The 25,598-nt window shown below is 59.3% G+C and carries 28 protein-coding genes; 22 read left to right on the top strand and 6 right to left on the bottom strand.

Going from position 1 to position 25,598, the window contains the following annotated elements:
• The first annotated feature begins 136 nt into the window (after positions 1 to 136).
• The 4 genes from HPT27_RS08565 to rrtA all read left to right on the top strand — a co-directional run bounded on the left by HPT27_RS08565 (position 137) and on the right by rrtA (position 4,825).
• Positions 137 to 1,771 (top strand): CTP synthase, encoded by a 1,635-nt coding sequence (locus HPT27_RS08565; protein WP_172241749.1) that lies wholly within the window; start codon positions 137 to 139, stop codon positions 1,769 to 1,771.
• 47 nt (positions 1,772 to 1,818) lie between these two features.
• Positions 1,819 to 2,664 carry a 3-deoxy-8-phosphooctulonate synthase gene (kdsA, locus tag HPT27_RS08570; protein ID WP_172241752.1) on the top strand — a complete coding sequence of 282 codons (846 nt, stop codon included), beginning with the start codon at positions 1,819 to 1,821 and terminating at the stop codon, positions 2,662 to 2,664.
• A 162-nt stretch (positions 2,665 to 2,826) separates the two neighbouring features.
• Complete coding sequence (gene eno / locus HPT27_RS08575; protein ID WP_172241755.1) at positions 2,827 to 4,110, top strand: phosphopyruvate hydratase; 1,284 nt, start codon at positions 2,827 to 2,829, stop codon at positions 4,108 to 4,110.
• A 94-nt stretch (positions 4,111 to 4,204) separates the two neighbouring features.
• Positions 4,205 to 4,825 carry a rhombosortase gene (gene rrtA, locus HPT27_RS08580; RefSeq protein ID WP_172241758.1) on the top strand — a complete coding sequence of 207 codons (621 nt, stop codon included), beginning with the start codon at positions 4,205 to 4,207 and terminating at the stop codon, positions 4,823 to 4,825.
• On the opposite strand, the gene HPT27_RS08585 is transcribed toward rrtA, so the two are convergent.
• Positions 4,808 to 5,497 carry a putative 2OG-Fe(II) oxygenase gene (locus HPT27_RS08585; RefSeq protein WP_172241761.1) on the bottom strand — a complete coding sequence of 230 codons (690 nt, stop codon included), beginning with the start codon at positions 5,495 to 5,497 and terminating at the stop codon, positions 4,808 to 4,810. The two genes, rrtA and HPT27_RS08585, sit on opposite strands and share 18 nt — an antisense overlap.
• A gap of 295 nt (positions 5,498 to 5,792) precedes the next feature.
• Between HPT27_RS08585 and HPT27_RS08590 the strand changes: the two genes are divergently transcribed.
• The 8 genes from HPT27_RS08590 (at position 5,793) to rpoS (ending at position 11,295) form a co-directional block, all read left to right on the top strand.
• Entirely contained in the window at positions 5,793 to 6,077 is a 285-nt protein-coding gene (locus HPT27_RS08590) for a septum formation initiator family protein (RefSeq protein ID WP_211197905.1), read from the top strand.
• A gap of 9 nt (positions 6,078 to 6,086) precedes the next feature.
• Entirely contained in the window at positions 6,087 to 6,815 is a 729-nt protein-coding gene (ispD, locus tag HPT27_RS08595) for a 2-C-methyl-D-erythritol 4-phosphate cytidylyltransferase (protein ID WP_328820564.1), read from the top strand.
• 23 nt (positions 6,816 to 6,838) lie between these two features.
• On the top strand, positions 6,839 to 7,177 hold the full coding sequence (locus HPT27_RS08600; protein WP_172241767.1) for a hypothetical protein: 339 nt from the start codon (positions 6,839 to 6,841) through the stop codon (positions 7,175 to 7,177).
• A 19-nt stretch (positions 7,178 to 7,196) separates the two neighbouring features.
• The gene (ispF, locus tag HPT27_RS08605; RefSeq protein ID WP_328820710.1) at positions 7,197 to 7,667 is read left to right on the top strand and encodes a 2-C-methyl-D-erythritol 2,4-cyclodiphosphate synthase; all 471 of its coding nucleotides are present in this window, start codon (positions 7,197 to 7,199) and stop codon (positions 7,665 to 7,667) included.
• 202 nt (positions 7,668 to 7,869) lie between these two features.
• Positions 7,870 to 8,634 carry a 5'/3'-nucleotidase SurE gene (gene surE, locus HPT27_RS08610; RefSeq protein WP_172241773.1) on the top strand — a complete coding sequence of 255 codons (765 nt, stop codon included), beginning with the start codon at positions 7,870 to 7,872 and terminating at the stop codon, positions 8,632 to 8,634.
• A complete protein-coding gene (locus HPT27_RS08615) occupies positions 8,631 to 9,299 on the top strand; it encodes a protein-L-isoaspartate(D-aspartate) O-methyltransferase (protein ID WP_172241776.1) in 669 nt (222 codons plus the stop codon). The genes surE and HPT27_RS08615 overlap by 4 nt, the downstream gene beginning before the upstream one ends.
• A gap of 13 nt (positions 9,300 to 9,312) precedes the next feature.
• Positions 9,313 to 10,221 carry a peptidoglycan DD-metalloendopeptidase family protein gene (locus HPT27_RS08620; RefSeq protein ID WP_172241779.1) on the top strand — a complete coding sequence of 303 codons (909 nt, stop codon included), beginning with the start codon at positions 9,313 to 9,315 and terminating at the stop codon, positions 10,219 to 10,221.
• A 90-nt stretch (positions 10,222 to 10,311) separates the two neighbouring features.
• On the top strand, positions 10,312 to 11,295 hold the full coding sequence (rpoS, locus tag HPT27_RS08625) for an RNA polymerase sigma factor RpoS (RefSeq protein WP_172241782.1): 984 nt from the start codon (positions 10,312 to 10,314) through the stop codon (positions 11,293 to 11,295).
• Positions 11,296 to 11,408: 113 nt separating this feature from the next.
• On the opposite strand, the gene HPT27_RS08630 is transcribed toward rpoS, so the two are convergent.
• Genes HPT27_RS08630 through HPT27_RS08645 form a run of 4 tightly spaced genes read right to left on the bottom strand, consistent with a single transcriptional unit; the run spans position 11,409 to position 13,593 of the window.
• Positions 11,409 to 12,341 carry a VanZ family protein gene (locus HPT27_RS08630; RefSeq protein ID WP_172241785.1) on the bottom strand — a complete coding sequence of 311 codons (933 nt, stop codon included), beginning with the start codon at positions 12,339 to 12,341 and terminating at the stop codon, positions 11,409 to 11,411.
• Between the two features lie 54 nt (positions 12,342 to 12,395).
• Positions 12,396 to 12,665 carry a BolA family protein gene (locus HPT27_RS08635; RefSeq protein WP_172241788.1) on the bottom strand — a complete coding sequence of 90 codons (270 nt, stop codon included), beginning with the start codon at positions 12,663 to 12,665 and terminating at the stop codon, positions 12,396 to 12,398.
• A 51-nt stretch (positions 12,666 to 12,716) separates the two neighbouring features.
• Complete coding sequence (locus tag HPT27_RS08640) at positions 12,717 to 13,016, bottom strand: YciI family protein (protein ID WP_172241791.1); 300 nt, start codon at positions 13,014 to 13,016, stop codon at positions 12,717 to 12,719.
• Positions 13,017 to 13,020: 4 nt separating this feature from the next.
• Positions 13,021 to 13,593 (bottom strand): inner membrane-spanning protein YciB, encoded by a 573-nt coding sequence (locus HPT27_RS08645; RefSeq protein ID WP_172241794.1) that lies wholly within the window; start codon positions 13,591 to 13,593, stop codon positions 13,021 to 13,023.
• Positions 13,594 to 13,727: 134 nt separating this feature from the next.
• Here HPT27_RS08645 and HPT27_RS08650 point away from each other — a divergent pair, with 134 nt between their 5' ends.
• A complete protein-coding gene (locus HPT27_RS08650; protein WP_172241797.1) occupies positions 13,728 to 14,636 on the top strand; it encodes a PHP domain-containing protein in 909 nt (302 codons plus the stop codon).
• Positions 14,633 to 15,253: an L-threonylcarbamoyladenylate synthase gene (locus tag HPT27_RS08655; RefSeq protein WP_172241800.1), complete on the top strand. Its 621-nt coding sequence runs from the start codon at positions 14,633 to 14,635 to the stop codon at positions 15,251 to 15,253. The genes HPT27_RS08650 and HPT27_RS08655 overlap by 4 nt, the downstream gene beginning before the upstream one ends.
• Positions 15,254 to 15,291: 38 nt before the next feature.
• Here the strand turns inward: HPT27_RS08655 and HPT27_RS08660 are convergent, their stop codons facing one another.
• On the bottom strand, positions 15,292 to 16,641 hold the full coding sequence (locus HPT27_RS08660; RefSeq protein ID WP_172241803.1) for an MgtC/SapB family protein: 1,350 nt from the start codon (positions 16,639 to 16,641) through the stop codon (positions 15,292 to 15,294).
• 286 nt (positions 16,642 to 16,927) lie between these two features.
• Here HPT27_RS08660 and HPT27_RS08665 point away from each other — a divergent pair, with 286 nt between their 5' ends.
• The 8 genes from HPT27_RS08665 to HPT27_RS08700 all read left to right on the top strand — a co-directional run bounded on the left by HPT27_RS08665 (position 16,928) and on the right by HPT27_RS08700 (position 25,439).
• Positions 16,928 to 18,142: a tryptophan--tRNA ligase gene (locus tag HPT27_RS08665; protein WP_407951138.1), complete on the top strand. Its 1,215-nt coding sequence runs from the start codon at positions 16,928 to 16,930 to the stop codon at positions 18,140 to 18,142.
• 92 nt (positions 18,143 to 18,234) lie between these two features.
• On the top strand, positions 18,235 to 19,080 hold the full coding sequence (locus HPT27_RS08670; RefSeq protein WP_172241809.1) for a segregation and condensation protein A: 846 nt from the start codon (positions 18,235 to 18,237) through the stop codon (positions 19,078 to 19,080).
• Positions 19,077 to 19,838, top strand: coding sequence for an SMC-Scp complex subunit ScpB (gene scpB, locus HPT27_RS08675; protein ID WP_172241811.1), 762 nt, complete (start codon positions 19,077 to 19,079; stop codon positions 19,836 to 19,838). The genes HPT27_RS08670 and scpB overlap by 4 nt, the downstream gene beginning before the upstream one ends.
• 301 nt (positions 19,839 to 20,139) lie before the next feature.
• Positions 20,140 to 22,083: a 23S rRNA pseudouridine(2605) synthase RluB gene (rluB, locus tag HPT27_RS08680; protein WP_172241816.1), complete on the top strand. Its 1,944-nt coding sequence runs from the start codon at positions 20,140 to 20,142 to the stop codon at positions 22,081 to 22,083.
• 240 nt (positions 22,084 to 22,323) lie between these two features.
• Complete coding sequence (locus HPT27_RS08685; RefSeq protein WP_172241819.1) at positions 22,324 to 22,665, top strand: DMT family protein; 342 nt, start codon at positions 22,324 to 22,326, stop codon at positions 22,663 to 22,665.
• A gap of 12 nt (positions 22,666 to 22,677) precedes the next feature.
• A complete protein-coding gene (locus HPT27_RS08690; protein ID WP_172241822.1) occupies positions 22,678 to 23,778 on the top strand; it encodes a hypothetical protein in 1,101 nt (366 codons plus the stop codon).
• A complete protein-coding gene (locus HPT27_RS08695) occupies positions 23,775 to 25,025 on the top strand; it encodes a threonine/serine exporter family protein (RefSeq protein WP_172241825.1) in 1,251 nt (416 codons plus the stop codon). Before HPT27_RS08690 ends, HPT27_RS08695 begins: the two co-directional genes overlap by 4 nt.
• Positions 25,026 to 25,073: 48 nt before the next feature.
• Entirely contained in the window at positions 25,074 to 25,439 is a 366-nt protein-coding gene (locus HPT27_RS08700) for a cupin domain-containing protein (protein WP_172241828.1), read from the top strand.
• Positions 25,440 to 25,598: the final 159 nt, after the last annotated feature.

The raw sequence follows: 25,598 nt of genomic DNA on the forward strand, positions 1-25,598 counted from the left end.
GCTTAGCCTTTCGACCCGGAGTTTTGGTTTGCCGCCAGCCGGGCCGATTTGCTAGAATTTGCCCCCGTCCTGAGCCTGCTCCCGCAGGCTTCCCCTATTCTTCCTGTTTACTTTCGACTGCGAGCGGCCTGCAGCCATGACGCGTTTTATTTTTGTGACGGGCGGCGTCGTGTCGTCCCTGGGTAAAGGTATTGCCTCGGCGAGCCTTGCCGCCATTCTCGAAGCCCGTGGCCTGAAGGTCACGATGCTGAAGCTGGACCCTTATATCAACGTCGATCCGGGCACTATGAGCCCGTTCCAGCACGGCGAAGTCTATGTGACCGACGACGGCGCCGAGACCGACCTCGACCTCGGCCATTACGAGCGCTTCATCCGCACCCGGCTGTCGCGCAAGAACAGCTGCACCACCGGCAAGATCTACGCCGAAGTGCTGCGCCGCGAGCGCCGTGGCGACTATCTGGGCGCCACCGTCCAGGTCATTCCGCACATTACTGACGCCATCAAGCAGCAGATCCTCGCCGCCGGCGAAGGCTATGACGTACTGATCACCGAGATTGGCGGCACCGTTGGCGACATCGAGTCGCTGCCGTTCCTCGAAGCCATTCGCCAGCTCGGTTTCGAGCTCGGCCGCGAGCGCGCCGCGTTCATGCACCTGACGCTGCTGCCTTATATTGCAACCGCCGGCGAGCTGAAGACCAAGCCGACCCAGCACTCGGTAAAAGAGCTGCGTTCGCTCGGCATCCAGCCGGACATCCTGATCTGCCGTTCCGACCGCACGTTGCCGGCCTCCGAGCGCGGCAAGATCGCGCTGTTCACCAATGTCGATGAAAAAGCCGTCATCTCGTTGAAGGACGTCGACAGCATTTACCGCATTCCGGCCGTGCTGCACGCCCAAGGTTTGGATGAACTGATCGTTCAGCGCTTCAAGCTCGACGCCAAACCGGCCGATCTGGCCGAATGGGAAAAAGTGCTGTACGCGCAGGCCAATCCGAAAGGCGAAGTCAGCATCGCTTTCGTCGGTAAATACGTGCATTTGACCGAGGCTTACAAATCGCTGACCGAGTCGCTGAAGCATGCCGGTCTGCATGCTCGCAACACGGTCAACATCCATTACATCGATTCGGAAGAAGTCGATCGCAATGGCACCGATATTCTGAAAGGTGCCGATGCCATTCTGGTGCCAGGCGGTTTCGGCGAGCGCGGCATCGAAGGCAAGATCAAGGCCGCCCAATACGCTCGTGAGAACAAGATTCCTTACCTTGGCATCTGCCTTGGCATGCAGGTGGCGGTGATCGAATACGCCCGTCATGTCGCCAATCTGGCCGGTGCCCATTCGACCGAGTTCAACAAGGAATCGCCGTATCCGGTCGTTGCCATGATCACCGAATGGCGCGATGCCGACGGTTCGGTTCAGCAACGCAGTGAAGGCAGCGACATGGGCGGCACCATGCGGCTTGGCGCCCAGAAATGCTGGCTGGAGCCGGGCACGCTGGCGCGCGAAGTGTACGGCGCGGACTCCGTGATGGAACGGCATCGCCATCGCTACGAAGTGAACAACGTGCTGTTGCCCAAGCTGACCGACGCCGGCCTGAAAATCAGCGGTCGTTCGGAAGACAAGAGTCTGGTCGAAATGGTCGAGCTGCCAAACCATCCGTGGTTCCTGGCCTGCCAATTCCATCCGGAATTTACTTCGACGCCGCGCGATGGTCATCCGCTGTTCACCGCGTTTGTCACGGCGGCAGCGCAACACCGCGATACCGTCAAAAAATAAGCTGAGGTCCCCTCCCGCAGGGGACCCGACCAGGAGCGTTTGATCGCATGAGTCAGAAGATTGTTCAGGTTGGCAAGATCCGGATTGGCAATGAGTTGCCGTTCGTGCTGTTCGGCGGCATGAATGTGCTGGAATCCCGCGACATGGCGCTGCAAGTTTGCGAGGCCTATGTCAAAGCGACCCAGAAGCTCGGCATTCCGTATGTGTTCAAAGCCAGCTTCGACAAGGCCAATCGCTCATCGGTCAACTCCTATCGGGGGCCGGGTCTGGACGAAGGCTTGAAGATTTTTCAGGAAATCAAACAGACTTTCGGCGTGCCGGTGATCACCGATGTGCACGAGCCGCAGCAGGCGGCGCCGGTTGCTGAAGTCGCCGACATCATCCAGTTGCCGGCTTTTTTGTCGCGGCAAACCGATCTGGTTGTCGCCATGGCCAAGACCAAAGCGGTCATCAATATCAAGAAAGCGCAATTTCTGGCACCGCAGGAAATGCGCCATATCCTGAAAAAATGTCAGGAAGCCGGCAACGACGAGTTGATCCTGTGCGAGCGCGGCTCCAGTTTCGGCTACAACAATCTGGTCGTTGACATGCTCGGCTTCGGCATCATGAAGCAATTTCATTACCCGGTATTTTTTGACGTGACACACTCGCTGCAAATGCCGGGCGGGCTTGCCGAAGCCGCCGGCGGTCGTCGGGCGCAAGTGTCCGAACTGGCTCGCGCCGGCATGGCCACCGGTCTCGCCGGTCTGTTCCTCGAAGCACATCCGGACCCGGACCACGCCAAATGCGATGGCCCCTGCGCACTGCGCCTGAACAAGCTCGAACAATTTCTGACGCAGGTGAAAGCGATTGACGATCTGGTCAAATCGTTTCCGCCGATCGAAACGGCTTGACGCTTAACCGGCCGTAGGGTGGTTCAAGCGTAGCGGAACCACCTGTTTTGCAGCGGCGGATCCGCTCTGCTTGATCCGCCCTATCGGGAAAGCGATTCTGGTGTCGCCACATTCGTTTGTTGGTTTGAGATTTTCTCTGAGTTGAAACAGCAAGGACCCGTCATGGCAACTATCAAGCACATTATCGGCCGCGAAATCATGGACTCGCGCGGCAACCCGACTGTTGAAGCCGAAGTCATTCTGGACAATGGCATTCGTGCCTTGGCCTGTTCGCCGAGCGGCGCCTCGACCGGCTCGCGCGAAGCACTGGAGCTGCGCGACGGTGACAAGAGCCGTTACCTCGGCAAAGGTGTGCTGAAAGCCGTTGGCCACGTCAACAACGAACTGCGCAGCGCGCTGATCGGCAAGGACGTGACCCAGCAAGCCGCGCTTGACGAGCTGATGATCAAACTGGATGGCACTGACAACAAGGCCAACTTTGGCGCCAACTCGATTCTGGCGGTGTCGCTGGCAATAGCCAAGGCGGCGGCGCAGAGCAAAGGTCAGGGGCTCTATCAATATTTGAACAAGAGCGGCGAATTCATCATGCCGGTGCCGATGATGAACATCATCAACGGCGGCGCTCACGCCGATAACAACGTCGATGTCCAAGAGTTCATGATTCTGCCGGTCGGAGCGCCGAGTTTTGCCGAAGCACTGCGTTACGGTGCCGAAGTGTTCCATGCACTGAAGGCCGTGTTGAAAGCCCGCAAGCTGAATACCGCCGTCGGTGATGAAGGCGGTTTCGCGCCGGATTTGAAATCGAACGAAGAAGCGATGCAGTGCATTGCTACCGCAATCGAGAAAGCCGGCTTCAAGATGGGCAAGGACATTTACCTCGGTCTCGATGTTGCCAGTTCGGAGTTCTACAAAGAGGGTTACTACCACCTCGAAGGCGAAGGCAAGTCGTTCAGCTCGGCCGAGTTTGCCGACTTCCTGGCCGGCTGGTGCAAGCAGTACCCGATCATCAGCATTGAAGACGGCATGGACGAGAGCGACTGGGGCGGTTGGAAACAACTGACCGACAAACTCGGCAAAGACATTCAATTGGTTGGCGACGATCTGTTTGTCACCAACACCAAGATCCTGAAAGAAGGTATCGACAAGGGCATTGCCAACTCGATCCTGATCAAGGTCAACCAAATCGGCACCTTGACCGAAACCATTGCCGCGATCGAGATGGCGCACAAGGCCGGTTACACCTCGGTGGCTTCGCATCGGTCCGGCGAAACCGAAGACGTGACGATTGCCGATTTGGCGGTAGCCACCGGCTGCGGTCAAATCAAAACCGGTTCGCTGTGCCGCTCGGATCGCATTGCCAAGTACAACCAACTGCTGCGCATCGAAGGCGAGCTCGGCAGCAAGGCCGTATACGCCGGCAAGCGGGCGTTTTCGCGCCTGAAGTGAGCGACAGTGATGACATGAAAAGCCCGCGCCTGCGGGCTTTTCATTATCCACCGGTTTGATACGACCAACCGGAACAAAAAAAGAGAAACGAGCCGTGAAACCGAATGCAATGATGTTGTCGGCCGCGCAGTGGCGTGCCGGCTGGCCGCTCTGGTTGTGGTTGTTGATTACGGCGGCGCTGTTGCTGTGGCCGGATGCAGTCAGCGAATTGCGCTATCAGCGCCCGGACGTCAACGCGGGAGCCTGGTGGCGGTTGTTCACCGCCAATCTGGTGCACAGCAACGGTTGGCATTGGCTGCTCAATGCCGCCAGCGTGGTGTTCCAATACTGGTTGTTTCAGGGCCTTGGCTCGCGGGCGAAATGGTGGCTGGTGGCCGCGTTTTGCACGGTTTGCAATGTGCTCGGGATGCACCTGTTTTCGCCGGGCGTGGCTTGGTACGTCGGCATGTCCGGCGCGTTGTACGGTATTGCAGTGTTCGGTGGTTTGCTGCTGCTGGCCAATCGGGAATGGCTGGTTGGCGGTGTGCTGAGTGCGTATTTGCTGGGCCGAATTTTGTATGAACAACTGGGTGGCCATACCGAAGAGCTGGCGGAATTGATCGCCGCGCCGGTTGCGGTCGATGCCCATCTCTGGGGGTTGAGCTGTGGTTATCTGCTCGGTGCGTTGCTGATTGGTATACCGCTGTTGCGTCGGCGCTCAGGCGCGACCCAGTAAGCGTTTCAGCCACGGCGGCAGCGGCCGATCACCGCGCCGCCGGACCGGAAGATCCGGGTGGCCGGCATTGAATGCCAGGGTGATTCGGTCACCGTCACCGGTATAGGGTTCGACCCGGTGACCGAGCCAACTCGGAAATACCACCAGCATGCCATCCTGCGGTGTCACCGGGTATTCGTGGTCGCGCCAGCCCACCTCGCAGTCGACGAAATGCGGCACGCTTTGCTGGTTGATGAACACCGTGCGACCGCCGGCCTGATTGCCACCCGTGCGCACGTAGTAAAACGATGAACCGATCTGGCCGCTGCGGAAATGATCGTGCGCGCGGTTGTAATGACCGGGCCGATTCACGTTGGCCCACAGCGCAAACCACCACATCGCCGGGTCCGGGCGCGTGTGCAAGGCAAACGTCAGCATGGCCCAGTCACTGAGCACGGCGCGGGATTGCGCCAGAAATGCCTGAATGGCCGGTGCCGGATTGTTCTGCAGATCCTTTGCCGATTGCCAGCCGCCGACATTGCTGCGCTGCACGCTTGGCTGTTGCTGATAAAGGCTCTGCACCAATGCGATTAGCTCATGGTTGAGTCGCTCGGTATCCGCCAGTGGCTGACAAAAAACCGGGGTCGGGAACAGCGATAGCGGCGGCGCTGCCGACGACTGGGCAGTATCCATCGGTGACATCATCCATGGTCGGCGTCGGGTTGCGCCGTCTGCCACTATCCTAGCAAAGCACTGGCTTGGCCGAATGCTGCTCCGGCAAATGACTGGTTCTTCAATACATGATTTTGGAAAAGCAGCGGACCGGCAAAACAGCGGCTGGCTGAAACGCCAAATGGGTAAAACCCTGCAAACCGGAACGGTAGGCAAAGCCCGGATGTTTCTGCGATACTTTGCCCGGCCTTGAGCTGCCTCGACCGCTGTGGTGCGGGCTGCTGGCGATTACCAAACTGATTCCACGACGACCCGGATGTCCGCAATGAAAGTCTTGGCGATAGTGTTCCTGTTGGTTTGCTGTGCGCTGCAGGGCCGGCTCTGGCATGGCGCGGGCAGTCTGGCTGAATTGAACGATCTGCATGATCAGATCGCTCGCCAGCAGCTGGAAAACGATCGGCTGCGCGAGCGCAACGCCCTGCTGCAGACCGATGTCCAGGATCTGAAATCCGGCCTCGACGGTATTGAAGAGCGGGCTCGCCATGAGCTCGGTCTGGTCAAGAAAGGCGAGATTTTCTATCGCATCGTCAAGGAATCCTAAGGGCCTGCCGTGTTGAATTCGACAGTGATGACAGGCCCGGCAGCATGGGCGGTCATCCCGGCCGCCGGCTCCGGCAGCCGTCTCGGCGCTGACCGTCCCAAGCAATATCTCGACCTACTCGGCCACAGTGTGCTCTGGCATACCGTCCAGCAATTTCAATCCGATTCGCGTTTTGCCGGGGTGATGTTGGCCTTGGCCGCCGACGACGCACATTTTCCGCAATCCGATGTCGCGACCACGCCGGTACTGACTTGCGTCGGCGGCGCGACCCGACAGGCGTCGGTGTTTGCGGCGCTGCAGGCGCTGGCCGGCAAGGCGCAAGCGGACGACTGGATTTTTGTTCACGATGCCGCCCGGCCACTGTTGCTGCGCTCCGATCTCGATCAGCTGTTTGCTGTTCTGGCGCAGGAAAATGTCGGTGCGCTGTTGGGTGCGCCAGTTGCCGACACACTAAAGCGCCGTGATCCGCACGGCCGCGTCACCGGCACGGTTGATCGCGACGGACTTTGGCGGGCGCTGACGCCACAAGTCTTTCGCTACCGGATTTTGCATGCAGCCTTGCAGCAGGCTGAACAAGCTGGTGTGGTCCACACCGACGATACCGCAGCGGTCGAACAGCTCGGTCTGTTTGCGACGATGCTACGTGGCCGCGATGACAATCTGAAAATCACCCAGGGTCAGGATCTGGCCATGGCCGAACAAATTCTGCGCGAGCAGCGCGAGCAAGGCTTGCGCTAATTCATTTTGTTGGGAGTATGTTGGTGCAAATCGGTTTTCACACGCAGTCTGCCGGCATCATCACTGCCATTGTTTTTGTCGTGATGGTCCTGCCAGTTTATATTGCTGCGAAATTCTTCAACGCTGAACGCGCGACCATCGGCTGGTCGGCATTGGCCGTGCCGGTTGCATCGGCAGGGGCGTGGCTGGGCTATCAATTGCTGGGGCCATTTTTTGGCTTTCTGACCGGCTTCATTGGCATGGCGGTCGGGTTCTGGTTGGTGCTCAAGCCCAGTTTCGGCGGCGCCTTTGGTCTGAGCTTGTTTGCCTTCGTGTTGCAAATAGCGGTCATCCAGTTGCTGCTCAAATTTTTTGCGGCCTGAGGAACAGATTGTCATGACAATTCGAATCGGCCACGGCTACGACGTGCACAAATTCGGCGGTGACAAGCCGCTGATCCTCGCTGGGGTGACGATTCCGGGCGCGCAAGGGGTGCTGGCGCATTCGGATGGTGACGTCGTGCTGCATGCCGTCTGTGATGCGCTATTGGGAGCGGCAGCGCTCGGCGATATCGGCGAACATTTTCCCGATACCGATGAGCGCTGGCGCGGCGCCAGCAGCCGGGCGCTGCTGGCACATTGCCTGAAGCTGGCGGCGGAGCGGGGGCTGAGACCGGACAATGTCGATGTCACCGTTATTGCTCAGGTGCCGCGGCTTGGTCCGCACAAACAGACCATGCGCGCGCAGCTGGCTGCCGATCTGGGCTTGCCGGAAACGGCGGTCAACCTGAAAGCGACCACCACGGAAGGGCTGGGTTATATCGGCCGCAAGGAAGGCATCGCCGTGCATGCCGTGGCACTGCTGTCTGGTTAATCGGCGAATTGCCGATGTTTTGGCCAGCGCCGCGTGCGCCGGCGGAAAGAAAACTGCACGGTTGCTGATCGGCCCGGTAACATAGCTCGCCAGCTGCCTGAAGCGGCGGACTGCCACGCGGTGACGCGTCAGCCTGCGGTTGGTGTTGTCTGGCATTGACCAGACCCGAAATTCGCTATCGCTAAAACAAGAACTGAAACGCATGCGTTTTTTGCTCAGCAATGATGATGGTTATTTTGCGCCCGGCCTGAAAGCCTTGGCTCAGGCGCTTGCCCAGGCCTTTGCCCCGCACTGCGACTTGACGGTAGTCGCGCCGGATCGCAACCGCAGTGGCGCCAGCAATTCGCTGACGCTGGATGCGCCCATTCGTTATCACCTGACGGTTGAAGGTTATTTCGCGGTCACCGGCACGCCGACCGATTGCGTGCACCTGGCAACCCATCGATTAATGCCGCAACCGCCTGATATCGTCATCGCCGGCATCAACAATGGCGCCAATCTGGGCGACGACACGATGTATTCCGGCACCGTTGCCGCCGCGCTCGAAGGTCGGCATCTCGGTTATCCGGCCATTGCCATGTCGCTGCTCGGCGCCGACTGCGTGCACTACGAAACCGCAGCCGCGGTGGCGGTGCAGCTGGTGCGCAATCTGCACAACCATCCGCTTGAACCCAATCGCATCCTGAACGTCAATGTGCCGGACCTGCCGCTCAGCGAACTCAAAGGCTTCAAGGTGACTCGGCTGGGTCATCGTCATCGCGCCAACACCATAATTCCTGCCCACGATCCGAAAGGCCGCGACGTTTATTGGATTGGTCCGCCAGCCAAAGGCGACGATGCCGGCGAGGGCACCGATTTTCATGCGGTCGACAACGGTTATGTCTCGGTCACACCGCTGCATGTCGACATGACCGCGCACAGCAGCCTGCCGAAGCTCACCGAATGGATTGGAGGACTGGCGCCATGAATGGCAGCAATTTGCGTGGCATCGGCATGACCTCCGATCGCACCCGAACCCGGCTGGTGCAGCGGCTGCAGGAAGAGGGCATCCGCAACACGATGGTGTTGGCGGTGATGGCTGGCGTGCCGCGGCATATCTTTGTCGATGAAGGGATCGCCCATCGCGCCTACGAAGACACCGCGCTGCCGATTGGCCGTGGCCAGACCATTTCGCAACCGTTCATCGTCGCCAAGATGACCGAGATTCTGCTTGATGCCGGACCGCTGAAAAACGTCCTCGAAATTGGCACCGGTTGCGGTTACCAGACCGCCGTGCTGGCGCAGCTGGTCGAGCAGGTGTACACCATCGAGCGCATTGACGAGTTGCAGCAACAGGCGCAGGCGCGGCTAAGTGCGCTGCAGCTGGACAATATCGAATACCGCCACGGTGACGGTTTTCAAGGCTGGAAAGAAAAAGGCCCGTTCGATGGCATCATCGTCACTGCGGCGCCGCTGGCGATTCCGCCGGCGCTGGTCGCGCAGCTGGCCGATGGTGGCCGGTTGGTGGTGCCAGTCGGCCAAGCCAATGGCAGCCAGAATCTGATGCTGATTGAGAAGCGTGGCGATCAGCTGCAAAGTGCCATCATGGACAAGGTTCGTTTTGTGCCGCTACAGCCCGGCCCCACTGAGTAAGTAACCAGAACTGATGCAGGCATTCCGCAAACCGGTCGCAATTACAGTTTTTGCTGGTGTCGCCACACTGCTGGCCGGCTGTCTGCCGCCGCCAATGGCGCCGTTCGAGTCCCGGTTGATCGCTCAGGAGCAGGCGATTGACCGTGGCTACCATGTTGTCGCGGCCGGCGAGACGCTCTACTCCATTGCCTTTGCCTATGATTTGGACTTCCGGACGCTCGCACGCTGGAATGGCGTCGATACCGATTATCGGATTTTTCCCGGTCAGCGCTTAAAATTGTCCGGGCCGAAGCTGCCAATTGGGACCTACGAACGTCAAAGTTCTGACGAAAACGTCAAAATATCGACGGCAGAACCGCCTCCGAAGGCGGTCGAATTGCCATCTGTACGGCCATCCAACAGCAGTACCAATCCCCCGAAAGCCTCGCCGACAGCGCCGATTTCGGCGGCCAAACCCGGCACGAACAAGCCACTTGCCGATGTACAAAAAGATACAAAAACTCCGGTAAATCCCCAAGAAAATCGTACCAGTCCCGGTGTCGCCAACGGTCCGATAAAATGGTCCTGGCCAGCCCCAGGCAAGCTGTTGGCTGGCTTCTCGGCGAGCCCGACCGGTAACAAAGGCGTGAATATTGCAGGCCATTCCGGTGAACCGGTCAAAGCGGCGGCTTCTGGTCGCGTCGTCTATGCGGGAAATGGCTTGCGGGGTTTTGGGCAGCTGGTTATTGTCAAACACGACGATGACTTTTTGAGCGCCTACGCGCACAACAGCCGTTTGCACGTCAAAGAGAACGACTCAGTTAAAGCTGGCCAGTTGATTGCCGATATAGGTTCTACTGGTACGGATGTCGAGCAGTTGCATTTCGAGATCCGTTATCAGGGCCAACCGGTGGATCCACTCAAGCATTTGCCCAAGCGCTGAAAGCATAAGCAGCAGCGGGGCCGATGCCGGAGGGTGAGCGGACCCGAACCATAACAAAGCCGAACACCGGCACTTTGTGGAGAGGCTGCCATGAATGAGCAGTGGGATAACGAGTTGTTGTTGGAAGAAGAGCTCGAGCAAGAAATCGCTGAAGAACTCGCCGAAGAAGATACTCTCCCCCGACTTGCCGAGCGCGAAGCGCCTGCGGCAAACCCGCATTACGAACTCGCCGACGATGAAAAAATCATGGATGCCACCCAGCTTTACCTGGGTGAAATCGGCATCGCCGCGCTACTGACCCCGCAAGAAGAAGTCTACTTTGCCCGCAAGTCGCAACGTGGCTGCCTGAAATCCAAACAACGGATGATCGAGAGCAACCTGCGCTTGGTGGTCAAGATTGCCCGCCGCTACAACGGCCGCGGCCTGCCGCTGTTGGATCTCATTGAAGAAGGCAATCTGGGTTTGATCCGCGCGGTCGAGAAATTCGATCCGGAACGTGGTTTCCGTTTTTCGACCTACGCCACCTGGTGGATACGCCAGACCGTGGAACGGGCGCTGATGAACCAGACCCGGACCATTCGCCTGCCGATCCATGTGGTTAAGGAACTCAACGTTTATTTGCGGGCCGCCCGTGAACTGGCGCAAAAGCTGGATCATGAGCCGACCGCCGAAGAAATTGCCGAGAAGCTGGGCAAACCGGTCGAAGATGTCTCGCGCATGCTCGGCCTCAACGAGCGCATCAGCTCCATCGACACACCGATCGGCGTGGACGGTGATCGTTCGCTGCTCGATACCATTGCTGATGATGCTGGCGCCGAACCAGTGGCCATTCTCGAAGACAATGATCTGAAATCGAACATCGAGAAGTGGCTGAACATGCTGACCGACAAGCAGCGCGAAGTGCTGGCGCGCCGGTTTGGCCTGCTGCACTTTGAACCGCAAACACTGGAAGAAGTTGGCAATGAAATCGGCCTGACCCGCGAGCGGGTGCGGCAGATTCAGGTTGAAGCGCTACGCCGCCTGCGCGAGATTCTGCGCGAGCAGAACCTGTCGATGGATGCGTTGTTTGAGTAATCTTTTGAGTAGCCGTTGCTGCCGATAGCGTTGGCAGCAATAAGGCAAATAGAACAAATAATAAGCCCCGCTTAGTGCGGGGCTTTTTATTTTCGATCAGCGGGCGACTGAGCTCAATCCAGATACACCGCATCAAGATAAACCACCGTGCCGTCAGCCGGCAGACCCTGATAGAACAAGCGCAGCGCGGCAAGCTGGCCAAGGTCAAGCTTGCGGTCGCGAGGGCCGCTGGCAATTCGGTTGATCGGCAACTGGACATCAGTCCAGCCGGGACCGGCAGCAAAGTTGTAATTGAAACGGTCATGATAGGGCTGCTCGCCCAGTTCATGTTTGCGATCATGGATCCGCAGCGACAATGGCAGCGTGTCGTTGCCGGGATTGAACACCGACAGATGCAGCGTTTTGTAGGCGCTCCAGTCGGTCGGGAAATGTCGCAGCGTTGTGCCAGAGTAAAGCTGGGTGGGAAACACAATTTTCAGCGAATGGCGACCGTCCCGAGCTTGTTCCGCACTGCGTTTGCCAAGTGACCAGTTGCTGCTGTCGATGATGCTTTCAAAATCGGACAGCATCGGAAAATTGTGTTTGATGTGATAGTCGGCCCATAGCAGCACACCGGGCTGGATCAGCAATGACGCGGCTATTGCAAACACAATGCCGCGTAGCATTTTTTTCCAGCCGGCGCCGACATAACGTGAGCTGGCGAGCCAGAGCGTTGCCAAGCCGATACCGACGCTGTCGGTGATGACATCGCCGAGGCTGGGTTCCCGATTGGTCAGGGACTGCAGCAATTCCGTGCCGATGGCAAAGACCACCAACGGCGGAAGCAGCAGCTGCAGCCAGACCGCGGCGCGGCGTGGATGCCGCTTCAGCACCGAGTGATCAAAAATCACGGTCAGCAGGAAGAACAGCGGCAAGTGCGCCAGATCCCACAGCGCGGCCGCAGCGCGATTGGGTAGCGCGATCTTGTCCTGTACCAGCAGTAAATAGAGTGCGACCAGTAGACTGGCGACCAGCAGGGTCAGGCGGTGGCGGCGGGCATGCAGCATTGGCATCCTTGCTCGTGTACGACCATCATCACAACTGACATTGTCAGCTGCGTTTTACGGCGCCTGCGCGTCGATTCGCAAGGCGTGGATATCCGTTTCCATCAGCTCAGCCAACGCAGCATAGACCAGCCGGTGTCGCGCCAGCGGCAATTTGCCGCGAAATTGTTCACTGACAATGCGGACGGCGAAATGGCCTTTGCCGGTCAGTGCCCCGGCATGACCGGCGTGCAAATGGCTTTCATCAAGCAACTCAAATTCTGTTGGTGCCAGCGCGGCGCGCAAACGCTGTTCGATTTCAATCAGACGGGCACGATTATCAATCATTTCGGACTCGGCTAAGTACTGTTGTGGCAGTCGTGCTCTGTTAAGGACCGCTTACGGCAAGACTTTCTTGAACGGCTTGACCGTGACCTTGGCATAGACGCCGGCTGCGACGTAGGGATCGCTGTCGGCGAATGCCTGGGCGTCGGCCAGTGAGGCAAATTCCGCAACAATCAGCGAACCGGTAAAACCAGCCGGGCCCGGATCATTGCTGTCGACCGCCGGAAACGGACCGGCCAGCAGCAAACGGCCCTGATCACGCAGTTGCTGCAAACGGGCCAGATGCTCGCCGCGTGCGGCCAAGCGCTTGTCCAGCGTGCCCGGTACATCTTCACCGATCAATGCGTAAAACATCTCATCACTCCTTCGGTTGCGGGCTGTCGCTATCCGCTTCCTGTGGCATGAAGCGATACAGCGCGTAACCGGTGTAAACAAACAACAGAATCTGCAGCACGGTGATGCCCCAGACTTTGAAATTGACCCAGGTATCGAGCGGATAATGGAACGCGACGTAAAGATTGGCACCGCCAATCAACGCCGACACAACGCCCCAAATGAGGTCGACCTGCATCCAGACCTTGGCAGGTACCGGCAGCGTCTGTTCGTTCATCGATTCAAACAAGGCTTTCAGCGGTGAGCGGCGAATGGTGGCACCGGCGATAAACACCACGGCGAGCAACCAGAAAAACACCGTGACTTTCCACTTGATGAAACGGTCATCGTGCAGGATCAGCGTCAGGCCGCCAAACAGCAGCGCAATCGCCAGGCCGATCAGATGCAATTTTTGCCATTTGCCGCTCAGCAGGCGATTGCCCACCGTTTGAATGGTGGTGGCAATCATCAACACGGCGACAGCGGTATAAATGTCCGCCATTTTGTAGCTGACAAAAAACGCCAGCAGCGGGAAAAAATCGAGCAGGAACTTCAACATGGTAAACTGGACATCAGTCGCGCGTGACGGGCCGCCATCTTACCGGTTGGCTGGCGTCAGCGTCACCTGAGCCGGTGTGTAGCCAGCTCAACGCACTGGCTTCGGCCAACCGGCCTGCCGCATTGGAATCACCCATGTACGACTTGCACTGCCACAGCCACTGTTCAGACGGCGCGCTGGCGCCGACGGCGCTGGTGGCGCGTGCGGCTGAGCGCGGCGTCCGGGTGCTGGCCGTGTCGGACCATGATTCACTGCAGGGGCTGGCGGAAGCGGGAGCGGCGGCGACGCAGCACGGCCTGACGCTGGTGCCAGCAGTCGAAATTTCCTGTGGCTGGCAGAAACTCGAGATTCATGTGGTCGGGCTGGCGGTTGACCCGCAGCACGACGGCTTGCGGGCGGGGCTGGCGGCCCAGCAGCAGCGGCGCTGGGCTCGCGCCGAGGCTATCAGTGCCCGGCTGGAAGAAGACGGTGTGGCCGGTGTGTTGACCGAGCTCAAGCAGCGCTTTCCGGTGGCGGCACCGACCCGTTCGCATTTTGCCCAGTTGCTGGTGGCGCGCGGTTTGGTCCGCGATAACGATCGCGCTTTTGCCCGTTATCTGGGGCGCAAGGGCTCGTCTTACGTGGCCGCCGAATGGTGCTCGCTGGCCGAAGGCGTGGGCTGGATACGCGCAGCTGGCGGTGTGCCGGTGTTGGCGCATCCGGGCCGCTATGGATTGTCAGGCAGCGCGCTGGATCGCTTGCTCGACGAGTTTGTTGCTGCTGGCGGTCAGGCGATGGAGCTTTCCTACCCGCAACTGTTTCCGAAAGAAGCGCAGCGGTTGGCGCGCTCGGCGCGCGCGCGCGGTTTGTGGGCCAGTCAGGGCAGCGATTTTCACAGCCCCGATCAGCACTGGACCGAGCTCGGCAAAATGCCGCCGCAGCCACCCGATGTGATCACCGTTTGGCAGGCGCGGCCGGAATTATTCGGCCTGCCATCCGCTACCCTCAACAAGGTCGATATTTTGAACAAGGACGGCAACATGGCGCCGGACGCGCAAGCATGAGTCGCATCGTACAAATCCATCCCGTCGATCCCCAGCCGCGCCTGATTCAACAGGTGGTCGCGTTGCTGAAATCCGGCGGCGTCATTGTGTATCCCACCGACACCGGTTACGCGTTTGGCTGGGCGCTCGGCGACAAGGCCGCGACTGATCGAGTCCGGCGCATGCGCAGGCTCGACGAGCAGCACCATTTCACGCTGGTCTGCCGCGATCTGTCCGAGCTTGCCACCTACGCCAAAGTCGAAGACCCCGCCTATCGGGTTCTGCGGGCGCACACGCCGGGGCCGTACACGTTTATCCTGCGCGCGACCAAGGATGTGCCGCGACGATTGGTCCATGAAAAACGCAAGACCATCGGCCTGCGGGTGCCGGACAACAAAATCGCTCAGGCCTTGCTGAAAGAAATGGCGGAGCCCATTCAAAGCACCAGTCTGGTGTTGCCGGATGCCGGCGAATTGGGCGCTGATCCGCAGGATATTTTCGATGCCGTCGGCAATCAGGTGGACGTGGTGATCGATGGCGGTTTCTGCGGCAACGACATGACCACGGTGGTCGATTTGACCGATGGCGTGCCGGTGTTGGTGCGCCGTGGCGCCGGTGACAGCACGGCGTTTGAGTAGCCGCTAATCGGTTGCGATTGCAGCTGAATGTGCCGCGCTTACATGACCAGCATCAGCAGCAAGGTGGTCGCCGTCAGTGACAGCGTTGCCAGCAAAATCGGTCGACGCAATTGCGCGGTGGCGAGCACCAGCACGAGTCCGGCTTTGGTCCAGGTATTGGTCAGCGTGGCGAGTAAAATGCCGTGACTGGCTGTGCGAATATCACCACCATCGCGGATCATGCTGGCCAGCGACAGCGTGATCGAATCCACTTCAGCAAAGCCGGCGAGCGCCGCCACACCATACAAGGTTTCCGACGGCAGGTAATGCTGACTCAGTTTCACCACGAACAGCACGGCGGTGAAAAACAACGCGAACTGCGTTGCCGAGACCAGACTGAACGGATTTGTTACTGGTAGCTGATGGCCGTTGTTAACCAGTCCGTTATGAAGCAGTCCGCTTTGTGTCTGACCATCATGAGCCAGTCCGTTGTGATCCCGGCTATTGCGCTGCCAGCCATAGCCCGCCAGAACCGCGCAGACAAACGCCAGCGCCAGCAGCGGCCCGCCGATGCGCCAGACCAGCGGCGGATGCACCACGGCCACTTCAATCAGCACCCGCGCATACATCACCAGCCAGGCAATCAAGACGCCGGTGGCGAGCATTCGGCTGGTTTCAACCTGCTCGTGACTGCGCCGGGCAAAACTCAGCGTGACCGCAGTTGAGGAGACCAAGCCACCGCTCAGGGCGGTCAGCGCGATGCCGCGTTCGGAGCCGAGCCAGCGCATCGCGACGTAACCGACCAACGACAGCGCCGAGATGATGATCACCAGTGACCAGAGCTGGAACGGATTGAACGCACCCCAGGGATCGAGCGTGCGATTCGGGATCAGCGGCAGCACGATGAACGTGGCAATCAGCAGTTTCAGCCCGGCATAAATGTCATCGGTATCGATTTTCCGGACCAGGCCGTGCATTGGCTCCCGGAACGCCAGAATCGCCGATGTGGTAATGGCCAGCGCAACGGCCAGTTCGGCATGGCCATACAGGGTAACGGCGCCAAGCAGGAAGACGGTCAAGGCGGCGATGGACGTGGTGATGCCGGCGCGCTCAGGGCTGGTGTCGCCGGTCGCGATGGCAGTCTGGCCGTTGGCGCTGCGGCGGCTCAGCGGGCCGATCACCAGGGCCAAAGCCAGCAAAACCGCCGCCACCAGCCAGGGCGCCGCCAGTTGCTGACCAAGCCAGGCCGCCAGCGCCCCGGTCTCGGCGATCAGCATGAAGCTGCGCAGGCCGGCGGCGCCATGGCCGCTGCGTTCGCGGTGTTTCTCCCGCTCGACCCCGACCAGGGCGCCGATGGCCAGGGCAATGGCAAAGTCGCGAACCAGCACGATATCGGCACTGAGCTCCATGCGGAACGGCTCCAAGTGATTGATTGGCCGAGACTTCCTTTCAGGCTAGCAGCTTTTGCCGGGGATTTGGCCGGCGCCGGCCCATGGCAATCAATCCGGCAAAGCCCTGCGATCTGGCCGCCTATGGCCGGCCATGCTCGCTATAATGCCCGGTCCCGGCCGGACCGCCGGCCGCCGCAGTCGCCAAGACCTCGAATACCGACTGCCGCTGGCGCCGACCGAAGCCACGACTGACTCAAGTCGTTGGCGCCAGTTTTTGGCACAAGCCTAACCATAACAGGAGCAAATCTTGTCGACTTCCGGCAACTCCCGCGTGCTTTCCGGCATGCGGCCGACCGGCCGCCTGCATCTGGGCCACTACCACGGCGTGCTCAAGAACTGGGCGCAGCTGCAGCACGAGTACGAATGCTTTTTCTTTATCGCCGACTGGCATGCGCTGACCACCGGTTATGACGACACCGCCGGCATTGAAAACAATTGCTGGGAAATGGTCATCGACTGGCTCGCCGCCGGGGTCAATCCGGGCGCCGCGACCTTGTTTATCCAGTCGCAGGTAATCGAACACGCCGAGCTGCATTTGCTGCTGTCGATGGTGACGCCGCTCGGCTGGCTGGAGCGGGTGCCGACTTTCAAGGAGCAGCAGGAAAAGCTGGCCGACAAAGATCTGCAAACCTACGGCTTCCTCGGTTATCCGCTGCTGCAAAGCGCCGATATCCTGATTTACAAAGCCGCGCATGTGCCGGTTGGTGCCGATCAGGTCCCGCACGTGGAAATTACTCGCGAGATCGCCCGTCGCTTCAACCACATTTACGGCAAGGAGCCGGGCTTTGAAGAAAAAGCCGAAGCGGCAATCAAGAAACTCGGCAAGAAAAACGCCAAGTTGTATAACGACCTGCGCCGCCGCTACACCCAGGATGGTGATGGCGAAGCACTCGCCACTGCGCGCGCCCTGATCGAAGATCAATCCGGCATTTCACTCGGCGATCGCGAGCGTCTGCTGGGCTTTCTCGAGGGCGGGGGCAAGATCATTCTGCCGGAGCCGCATGCGCTGCTGACCCCGGTGTCGAAAATGCCCGGACTCGACGGTCAGAAAATGTCGAAGTCCTACAACAACACGATTGCGCTGCGCGAAGACGCAAAAGACATCGAAACCAAAATCAAGCGCATGCCGACCGATCCGGCCCGAGTTCGTCGTACCGATGTCGGTAATCCGGATAACTGCCCGGTCTGGGAGTTCCACAAGATTTACTCGCCGGACGAGGTGAAGAACTGGGTTCGGCAAGGCTGCACAACCGCCGGCATCGGCTGTCTGGAATGCAAGCAGCCGGTGATCGATGCGGTGAAAGCCGAGGTCGGAACCTTCTGCGAGCGTGCCAAAGAATTTGAAGGCAATCGCCAGCTGGTGAAAAACATCATCGCTGAAGGCGGTGAGCGGGCGCGTGAAGTCGCTCGCGAAACCATGGCCGATGTCCGCGAAGCGATGCAGCTGTCGTATTGGTAACAAGCGCGATTGGCAAACGCCATATCGGCAGCAAATTTACTTGCAAACGTATTAAGGCTTGGCGCGTGCGCCAAGAACATTGAGAACCAAGAATGACCACAGGCGAAGAACAACAACCGGTAGCAGTGCCAGCGGACGCCACGCCGCCGCAAGGTGTGCAGGAAGAAATGCCGTTTGCGCTGGTCCATGGTCTGCCGCTGACCGCGATGCCGAAAGATCTGTACATCCCGCCGGATGCGCTGCAGGTGTTTCTGGAATCGTTTGAAGGTCCGCTGGATTTGCTGCTGTATCTCATCCGCCGGCAGAACCTCGACATCCTCGATATTCCGATGCTGGAGATCACCCGCCAGTACATGGATTACGTCGAGATGGTCAAGGCGTTCAATCTGGAACTGGCAGCGGATTATCTGGTGATGGCCGCCGTGCTGGCCGAAATCAAATCGCGCATGCTGCTGCCACGGCCGCCGAGCGAAGACGGCGAAGAAGAAGACCCGCGTGCCGAGCTGGTGCGCCGCTTGCAGGAATACGAACGCTTCAAGAAAGCGGCCGAAGACATGGATGCGATGCCACGTATCGGTCGAGACGTTTGGGTTGCCAGCACCGACCTGCCGAATCTGGATCTGGTCAAGCCGGTACCGGATGTCGAGCTGAAAGAAATCCTGCTGGCGCTGCGCGATGTCATGAAGCGGGTCGAGCTGACCCAATCCCACTTCGTCGCGATGGAACCACTGTCGGTGCGCGAACGAATGAGTGCGATTCTGGAAAAATTGTCGCAAGTGCATTTCACCGATTTCCCGGCGCTGTTCACTCCGGCTGAAGGCCGCATGGGCGTAGTCGTGACCTTCCTGGCCATCATGGAGCTGTCACGCGAGTCGCTGGTGGAAATCATTCAATCCGAATTGTTTGGACCGATCCACGTCAGGGCGAAAATCCAATGAGTAACGAAGTCGAAATCAACGAAGTGCTGCCGGTTGAGGTGTTTCCGCCGGCCGAAGAGCGGCTGGCGCAAATTCTCGAAGCCGCGTTGATGGTTGCCGGCCGCCCGCTCGGACTGGACGAGCTGTCGGCGCTGTTCGATGAACACGAACGGCCAAGCCCGACCGATATTTTGAAAGCGCTGGAGCGCATCCGGGTCGAGTGCCAGACTCGTGGCGTCGAGTTGAAAGAAATCGCCTCCGGCTACCGGTTCACCGCCAAACAGGAACTGGCCCAGTACCTAGCCCGGCTGTGGGATGAAAAGCCGCAGAAATACACCCGCGCAACGCTGGAAACGATGGCACTGATCGCCTACAAGCAGCCGATTACCCGTTCGGAAATCGAAGAGATACGCGGTGTCACCGTCAACACCCAGACCATCAAGACCCTGATGGAGCGCGACTGGATCCGGGTCGTCGGCCACCGCGATGTACCCGGCCGGCCGGCGCTGTACGCGACGACACGGCAATTTCTCGACTACTTTAATTTGAAGAGTCTGGACCAGTTACCGTCACTGGCCGAACTGAAAGACTTTGACAGCCTGAACGTCGAACTGAACTTCGAAGAAGCGCGGCAGACCGTCAAGACTGAAGTCGAGCAGGATGCCGAAGTCGAAAAAGCAGTTGCCCGGATGGAACAAGAACAGGCGATTGAAGCGGCGATGGATGAAGCCGGCATTCCGGAACCGGATGTGGTGCTGCCGACCCCGTCGGTGCATTGATACCTTTCTTCATTACTGTTCGCAGTGCTGATCGTTGCGGTCCACTGCAAACAGGTGTCTCCTGCGCGAGTAGTCAAGCAGGAGAGCTGTGAGCATCATCGGCCAAGGCGATAGTCGCGTAGCTGAAGACGAGCCGAGTAGGGTGGATCAAGCGTAGCGGATCCACCGCCGTGACCGGCAAAGGCAGGTGGTTCTGCGACACATGAACCGCCTCATGATTTATATAAAACACTCCCTCTGCGTGAGCAGACGGATCGTCCCGCAAAGTGCGTGCAATGCACGCTGAAAGAAGGAAATCGCCATGAGCGAGAAGCTGCAAAAAGTATTGGCCCGTGCCGGCCTCGGTTCCCGTCGTGAAATCGAAACCTGGATTGAAGATGGCCGCCTGATGGTCAATGGCTATCCGGCTTTGCTCGGCACCCGTGTCGAACCGAAAGATGAAGTCAAACTCGATGGCCGCCGGCTGAAGCTGATCCCGGAATCCTTGGTCAACCGTAAAATCCTGATGTATCACAAGCCGGAAGGCGAAGTGACCACCCGCAAGGATCCGGAAGGTCGGCCGACCGTTTTCGATCGCTTGCCGCCGATGCGTGGCAGCCGCTGGGTTGCTATCGGCCGGCTTGATTTGAACACCTCCGGTCTGCTGATTTTCACCAACGATGGCGAAATGGCCAACCGCCTGATGCACCCGTCGCACGAAGTCGAGCGCGAATACGCGGTGCGGATTTTGGGCGAGTTGAAGCCTTCGCAGCGCAAGCAATTGCTCGAAGGGGTGGTGCTGGAAGATGGCCTGGCCAAATTCAACAGCATTGAATCGCGCGGTGGTAGCGGCACCAACCGCTGGTATCACGTGACCTTGTCCGAAGGCCGGACCCGGGAAGTGCGCCGGATGTTCGAGTCGCTGCAACTGGTGGTATCGCGTCTTATCCGTGTTCGCTATGGCCCGGTGTCGCTGGACCCTTTGCTCAAGCAAGGCATGAACCGCTTGCTGACGCTGGAAGAATCTGATCGTCTGTGCGAAGCGGTTGGCATTGAACCGCAGGCACCGCGTGCCGAACGGCGCCGCGATTACCAGCAATCCCGGCGCAGTGAGCCGGTGCGTGGCCGCGCTGACGGTGATGACGCATTCGATGACGACGTCGCGCCAGTCAGCAGTCGCAAACCGCGAGTGATCGGCAGCAAGGCCGATGAGCTGCCGCTGGATCGGGTGGAGCGTGCCGCCGAGCTGTTGCGTCGGCGCCGCGAAGCCGAATCCGCTGGCGTTGAATTCAGTGGCCGCTCAGGCCGCTTGTCGGGCAAGCGCACGCTGCGTGAAAGCGAGCTGCGTAAAATTGCTCAGGAAAAAGCCGCAGAAAAAGCCAAGCGTGCTGGCGGTAAAACCGCTGCCACGCGCGCCGATGGTGATGAACGCGACACGCCACGCACCCGCACTCGCAGCGCTGCCACGGACGAGACTCGCGCACGTCCGGTCGCGCCGGGCGCTCGCTCTGCAGCGTCCCGCATTGCGTCGACACGCAGTGCCGAAACACGCAGCAGTACCGCTCGCGATACGGAATCTCGCAGTAGCTCAACCCGTAGTGCCTCAACTCGCAGTGCGCCAACCAGCCGCAGCGCGTCCGGCCGTACCGCAACCCGCACCGGTCTGGCCCGGTCAACGTCGTACGCCGAGCGCAATGACGACGAGGCGGCACCACGTCGGTCCACGCGCACGGTCAGTCGCACGCGCAGTGCGGACGATGAGGCGCCGCGCCGCGCGCCCCGAGCAGCCGCACGCAGCAGTGAAGACGAAGCGCCGCGCCGCCGCAGTGCCAAGCCGACAGGCGCCAGAACAGCGGCTAGTACACGCGGCACTCGTAGTGACAGCCGTCGTACTGACGATCGGCGTACCGAAGACAGCCCGCGTTCGGCGCGCAGCCGCGCAGCCGACAGTGACCGGCCGGCTCGTAGCCGCTCGGCCACTGCGTCAGATCGGCCGAGCCGCGCGAGTGGAACTCGCACCACCAGCCGTACCGGAGTGGGCAAGAGCAGTGCATCGCGCAGCGACTCAGCGCGCGGTTCCGCACGCAGTGGCGAGACACGCAGCAGAACGGCGGCCAAGCCGGCCGCCCGTACCGCTGGCAAGTCGGCCAATGCCTCATCGCGCTCCGGTTCGGCTCGCAGCGCGAGCGAACGCGGTGGCAGTCGTACGGCTGGCAAAACGGCCAACAAAGGCAAGCCGGCTGGCAAAGGCAAACGCACGCGCTGAGCGCTTGTTCTGCCTGATGTGTGATGCCTGATGCGCGATGCGTGTTGAACCGGTCTTGTTGACGCTGCCGGTTTGAGCCGTTAGCACGGACCGGGTTCGCTGCGGTCACGCCGGCCACGATAAAGCCGATGTTTGTTCTGAAAACACCGATGGCCGCTGCCGCAGCCATCGGTGTTTGCTTTTCCAGCAGGGCTCGGCTTTAATCCCGGCACTTCTCCGTATTTGACCGAGCCATCGTCAATGCCTGTTCTGCTGCAGACCACGTTGCTGTTGATCGCCTCGAACGTGTTCATGACGTTTGCCTGGTATGGGCATCTGAAAAATCTCAGTAGCAAGCCCTGGTATGTCGCGGCACTGGTCAGCTGGGGCATTGCGCTGTTTGAATATCTGCTGCAGGTGCCGGCCAACCGCATCGGTTACACCGAATTGAATCTCGGCCAACTGAAAATCCTGCAGGAAGTGATCACGCTGAGCGTTTTTGTCCCGTTCGCTTTGTTCTACATGAACGAACCGTTCAAATGGGATTACCTGTGGGCGGCCATCTGCCTGCTCGGGGCCGTCTATTTTATTTTCCGCAGTTAGGGGTGAGCTGGCATGGATGTCGAATCTGTTTTGATGCGGGTTGCCGTTATTGGATTTTTTCTGACGGCCGAATTGGCCAGTGCAGGTTATGGCTGTGTATTTGAAGCCTCACTGCCAAAAATTTATGTTTATCCAAATGAGAATGGCGAGAGTGTGTGGGCACACCGCTATCCTGAGCGATTCCTTTCTGGTCGGAATGACCGGTTCGCTGCCTGCAAAGAATTGTTGACCGAACTGCCGGATGTATCCCGAACCGATTTTGTGCGTTATCGCCCAGAGGTGCTCACGCAAGAATACGAGTCATGGGGTTCGCCGTTGGTGCAAGGTGTTAGCAGTTGCTTCATTAGCGGCGAGTATGTCTATTTTGGTCTTGAGGTCTATCACGGTGAGGGCGTTCGTGAGCTCGGCGGACTGGGGCGTTATAACCGGACACAAAAGAGCTGGGAATTTCGACGCGCTCATGGCTTTGCAACTGATTCAATTACCGATTTGGTGGTCGATGGCGAAATCGTCTGGTTGCTCTCTGAATATGAAACCGAAGGTACGACACAACCGTCAGGTGGGCTCATTCGATATGACTGGTCTTCGGACGATTTGATTACGCTGCCCAATATGGCACGTGTGAGTGAGCCTGGACCCTGCCAAGCTCGCTTCAACGGCTTAGGTCGGGTACGCGACGAGCTGTGGGTTGGTGGTGATTTAGGTTTGTCGAAACTGGATTTGAATACAGGTGTTTGGTCTCATCATGTTTCACGGCAGCTGGGTGACCCGTTGGAGCAGATCACCTGCAGGACACTATTGCAGGAGCTGGCAGCTTCGTTACCGGATGTCTGGAACGAAAAAGATGGCGCCTGCGATCTGGAAGGCGGTAGCGAGCGCGGCATGCTGTTTACCATGTTGCTTGAGCATCGATTGCCCTTGTTCAACTTGCTGTCGGAGCCAGAGCGAAAAGCGGTCGTCATGAATAGTCGTTACGGAGCACTGTATGACTATCGTGTCGCGCAAGGATGGTTTACTGAGGCTGAAATGGCTGAGCGAGAAGCGGACAGGCAGGCGCGTGCGAAGCTGTCGCAATTACCCGCTCTGCGGAAACCAGAGGCGGATGGGCAATGATCGATGAATCCCGCTGGCCCGCTGCAGATACGCCGACCGGTTTTGTGCTGCGGCTGGCGAAAGCCTTGCACACTTACGGCACACCGGCCTACGAGCTCGAACGCATCATCAATGATGTGGCGAAAAAGCTGGGCTTTGGTCTGGAGTGTTTTTCGCTGCCGACCATGATCACGCTGTCGCTGTTTGAGCCGGACCGGCATTCGAGTTTCGTTATCCGGGTGGCGCCGGGTGATATCAATCTGGAAAAACTGACCCGTTCCCATGATCTGGCCGAGCGTGTGCTGCATGGCGAGATTGCCATCGCGGCGGCCGCGCAGGAACTGGCGACCATCACCACGGCACCACCGCGCTGGGGTCAGTGGGCGGTGATTTTCAGTTTTGGTCTGGTCTCCTCGGGTGTGGCGCGGGTATTCGGTGGCGATTGGGCTGAAATGCTGTCGTCGCTGCTGATCGGCGTGCTGGTTGGCGGCTTGGCGATCTGGACCGCCCGCAGCCTGATCTGGACCTACATGTTCCCGACCTTGGCGGCGCTGCTGGCCGCGTTGACGTCCTATGCCCTGGCTTCGGCTCTCGGTCACACCTCGGTGTTCACGACGCTGGTGTCCGGTGTCATTGTGCTGTTGCCGGGGCTGATGATTACTGTGGGCCTCGCCGAACTAGCAACGCAGAATCTGGTGTCGGGTACCGCGCGCCTGTCCGGCGCAGCGATTCTGTTTGTCTTGATGGGCTTTGGCGTGGCCGTTGGCGATCAGTTGGGGGTCAAGCTGTTTCCGCAGCTCGTCTACACCGCCCCGAAACTGCTGCCGGTCTGGACGGAATGGCCCGCGGTGTTGTTGGCCGGTCTTGGTTTTGTTGCCTTGTTTCAGGCCCGGATGCGCGATGGAATCTGGGTGGTGCTGGCGGGCCTCATTGCCTATTCGAGCGCACGCTATGGCAGCAGCCTGCTTGGCCCGGTCGCGGGTGCGTTTTGTGGCGCGTTTGTCATTGGCGGGGTGTCGCACCTGTTCCGGTTCATTTTTGACCGGCCCAATTCGATCATGCTGGTGCCCGGCATCATTCTGCTGGTGCCGGGCAGTGTCGGTTTTCGCAGCTTGCATGCACTGCTGGAACAGAACGTCGTCGCCGGGCTCGACATCGCCTTCCAGATGATCCTGGCTGGCATTTCCCTGGTGATTGGCTTGCTGCTGTCGTCGGTATTTGCCCTGCCGACCCGCCGGGAGCGGATCCAGCGCGGCGAAGTGGCCTGAGTCACCCGGCCGTTCGCAGAATCATTCTGAAATGGGGAGTCCTGCTTCATGAGTCAGCAAAATCAGGCGGTCTTGATGTTCGCCGCTGCCCGTTCGTCGGTGCAGGCATTTCTGCCCGCTGCTGAAAAAGTCCTGGCCGGTACGCCCGAGCAGACGGTGGCAAACCACTACAGCGACGACACCGGCCAGTTCCACGCCGGCGAATGGACCGGCGAGCCCGGCACCTGGCGGGTGAGCTATACCGAACATGAGTTTTGTTATGTCACCCGTGGCCGCATCGCCATCACCGATGCCGCCGGCGTCCAGACCACGGTTGGTGCCGGTGATGCATTCATTATTCCTGCCGGCTTCAAAGGGGTTTGGCAAGTTGTTGAGTCAGCGCATAAGTACTATGTAATTTTTGAGCCGAAGTAGCGGCTGAGGCGCTGCCGAGGACGGCGGCAGATGTAAATTCTGCACAGTGGGGCTGTGCATTTGTAAACCGCCATGGGTTACTACCGAGGCCTACGCTGACTTCCGATAGTGGTGAGTTCTTTCCGGCAAGGAGGTAGTTATGCGTAGCGTACGGGTAGT

This window comes from Permianibacter fluminis (assembly GCF_013179735.1).
GTDB classification, from domain to species: domain Bacteria; phylum Pseudomonadota; class Gammaproteobacteria; order Enterobacterales; family Permianibacteraceae; genus Permianibacter; species Permianibacter fluminis.

Excerpts from the sequence above, each read along its gene's own strand:
- HPT27_RS08565 (WP_172241749.1), top strand. The coding sequence starts at position 137 with ATGACGCGTTTTATTTTTGTGACGGGCGGCGTCGTGTCGTCCCTGGGT.
- kdsA (WP_172241752.1), top strand. The coding sequence starts at position 1,819 with ATGAGTCAGAAGATTGTTCAGGTTGGCAAGATCCGGATTGGCAATGAG.
- eno (WP_172241755.1), top strand. The coding sequence starts at position 2,827 with ATGGCAACTATCAAGCACATTATCGGCCGCGAAATCATGGACTCGCGC.
- HPT27_RS08585 (WP_172241761.1), bottom strand. The coding sequence starts at position 5,497 with ATGGATACTGCCCAGTCGTCGGCAGCGCCGCCGCTATCGCTGTTCCCG.
- HPT27_RS08590 (WP_211197905.1), top strand. The coding sequence starts at position 5,793 with ATGTCCGCAATGAAAGTCTTGGCGATAGTGTTCCTGTTGGTTTGCTGT.
- surE (WP_172241773.1), top strand. The coding sequence starts at position 7,870 with ATGCGTTTTTTGCTCAGCAATGATGATGGTTATTTTGCGCCCGGCCTG.
- HPT27_RS08615 (WP_172241776.1), top strand. The coding sequence starts at position 8,631 with ATGAATGGCAGCAATTTGCGTGGCATCGGCATGACCTCCGATCGCACC.
- HPT27_RS08620 (WP_172241779.1), top strand. The coding sequence starts at position 9,313 with ATGCAGGCATTCCGCAAACCGGTCGCAATTACAGTTTTTGCTGGTGTC.
- rpoS (WP_172241782.1), top strand. The coding sequence starts at position 10,312 with ATGAATGAGCAGTGGGATAACGAGTTGTTGTTGGAAGAAGAGCTCGAG.
- HPT27_RS08630 (WP_172241785.1), bottom strand. The coding sequence starts at position 12,341 with ATGCTGCATGCCCGCCGCCACCGCCTGACCCTGCTGGTCGCCAGTCTA.
- HPT27_RS08635 (WP_172241788.1), bottom strand. The coding sequence starts at position 12,665 with ATGATTGATAATCGTGCCCGTCTGATTGAAATCGAACAGCGTTTGCGC.
- HPT27_RS08640 (WP_172241791.1), bottom strand. The coding sequence starts at position 13,016 with ATGTTTTACGCATTGATCGGTGAAGATGTACCGGGCACGCTGGACAAG.
- HPT27_RS08645 (WP_172241794.1), bottom strand. The coding sequence starts at position 13,593 with ATGTTGAAGTTCCTGCTCGATTTTTTCCCGCTGCTGGCGTTTTTTGTC.
- HPT27_RS08650 (WP_172241797.1), top strand. The coding sequence starts at position 13,728 with ATGTACGACTTGCACTGCCACAGCCACTGTTCAGACGGCGCGCTGGCG.
- HPT27_RS08655 (WP_172241800.1), top strand. The coding sequence starts at position 14,633 with ATGAGTCGCATCGTACAAATCCATCCCGTCGATCCCCAGCCGCGCCTG.
- HPT27_RS08660 (WP_172241803.1), bottom strand. The coding sequence starts at position 16,641 with ATGGAGCTCAGTGCCGATATCGTGCTGGTTCGCGACTTTGCCATTGCC.
- HPT27_RS08670 (WP_172241809.1), top strand. The coding sequence starts at position 18,235 with ATGACCACAGGCGAAGAACAACAACCGGTAGCAGTGCCAGCGGACGCC.
- scpB (WP_172241811.1), top strand. The coding sequence starts at position 19,077 with ATGAGTAACGAAGTCGAAATCAACGAAGTGCTGCCGGTTGAGGTGTTT.
- rluB (WP_172241816.1), top strand. The coding sequence starts at position 20,140 with ATGAGCGAGAAGCTGCAAAAAGTATTGGCCCGTGCCGGCCTCGGTTCC.
- HPT27_RS08685 (WP_172241819.1), top strand. The coding sequence starts at position 22,324 with ATGCCTGTTCTGCTGCAGACCACGTTGCTGTTGATCGCCTCGAACGTG.
- HPT27_RS08690 (WP_172241822.1), top strand. The coding sequence starts at position 22,678 with ATGGATGTCGAATCTGTTTTGATGCGGGTTGCCGTTATTGGATTTTTT.
- HPT27_RS08695 (WP_172241825.1), top strand. The coding sequence starts at position 23,775 with ATGATCGATGAATCCCGCTGGCCCGCTGCAGATACGCCGACCGGTTTT.
- HPT27_RS08700 (WP_172241828.1), top strand. The coding sequence starts at position 25,074 with ATGAGTCAGCAAAATCAGGCGGTCTTGATGTTCGCCGCTGCCCGTTCG.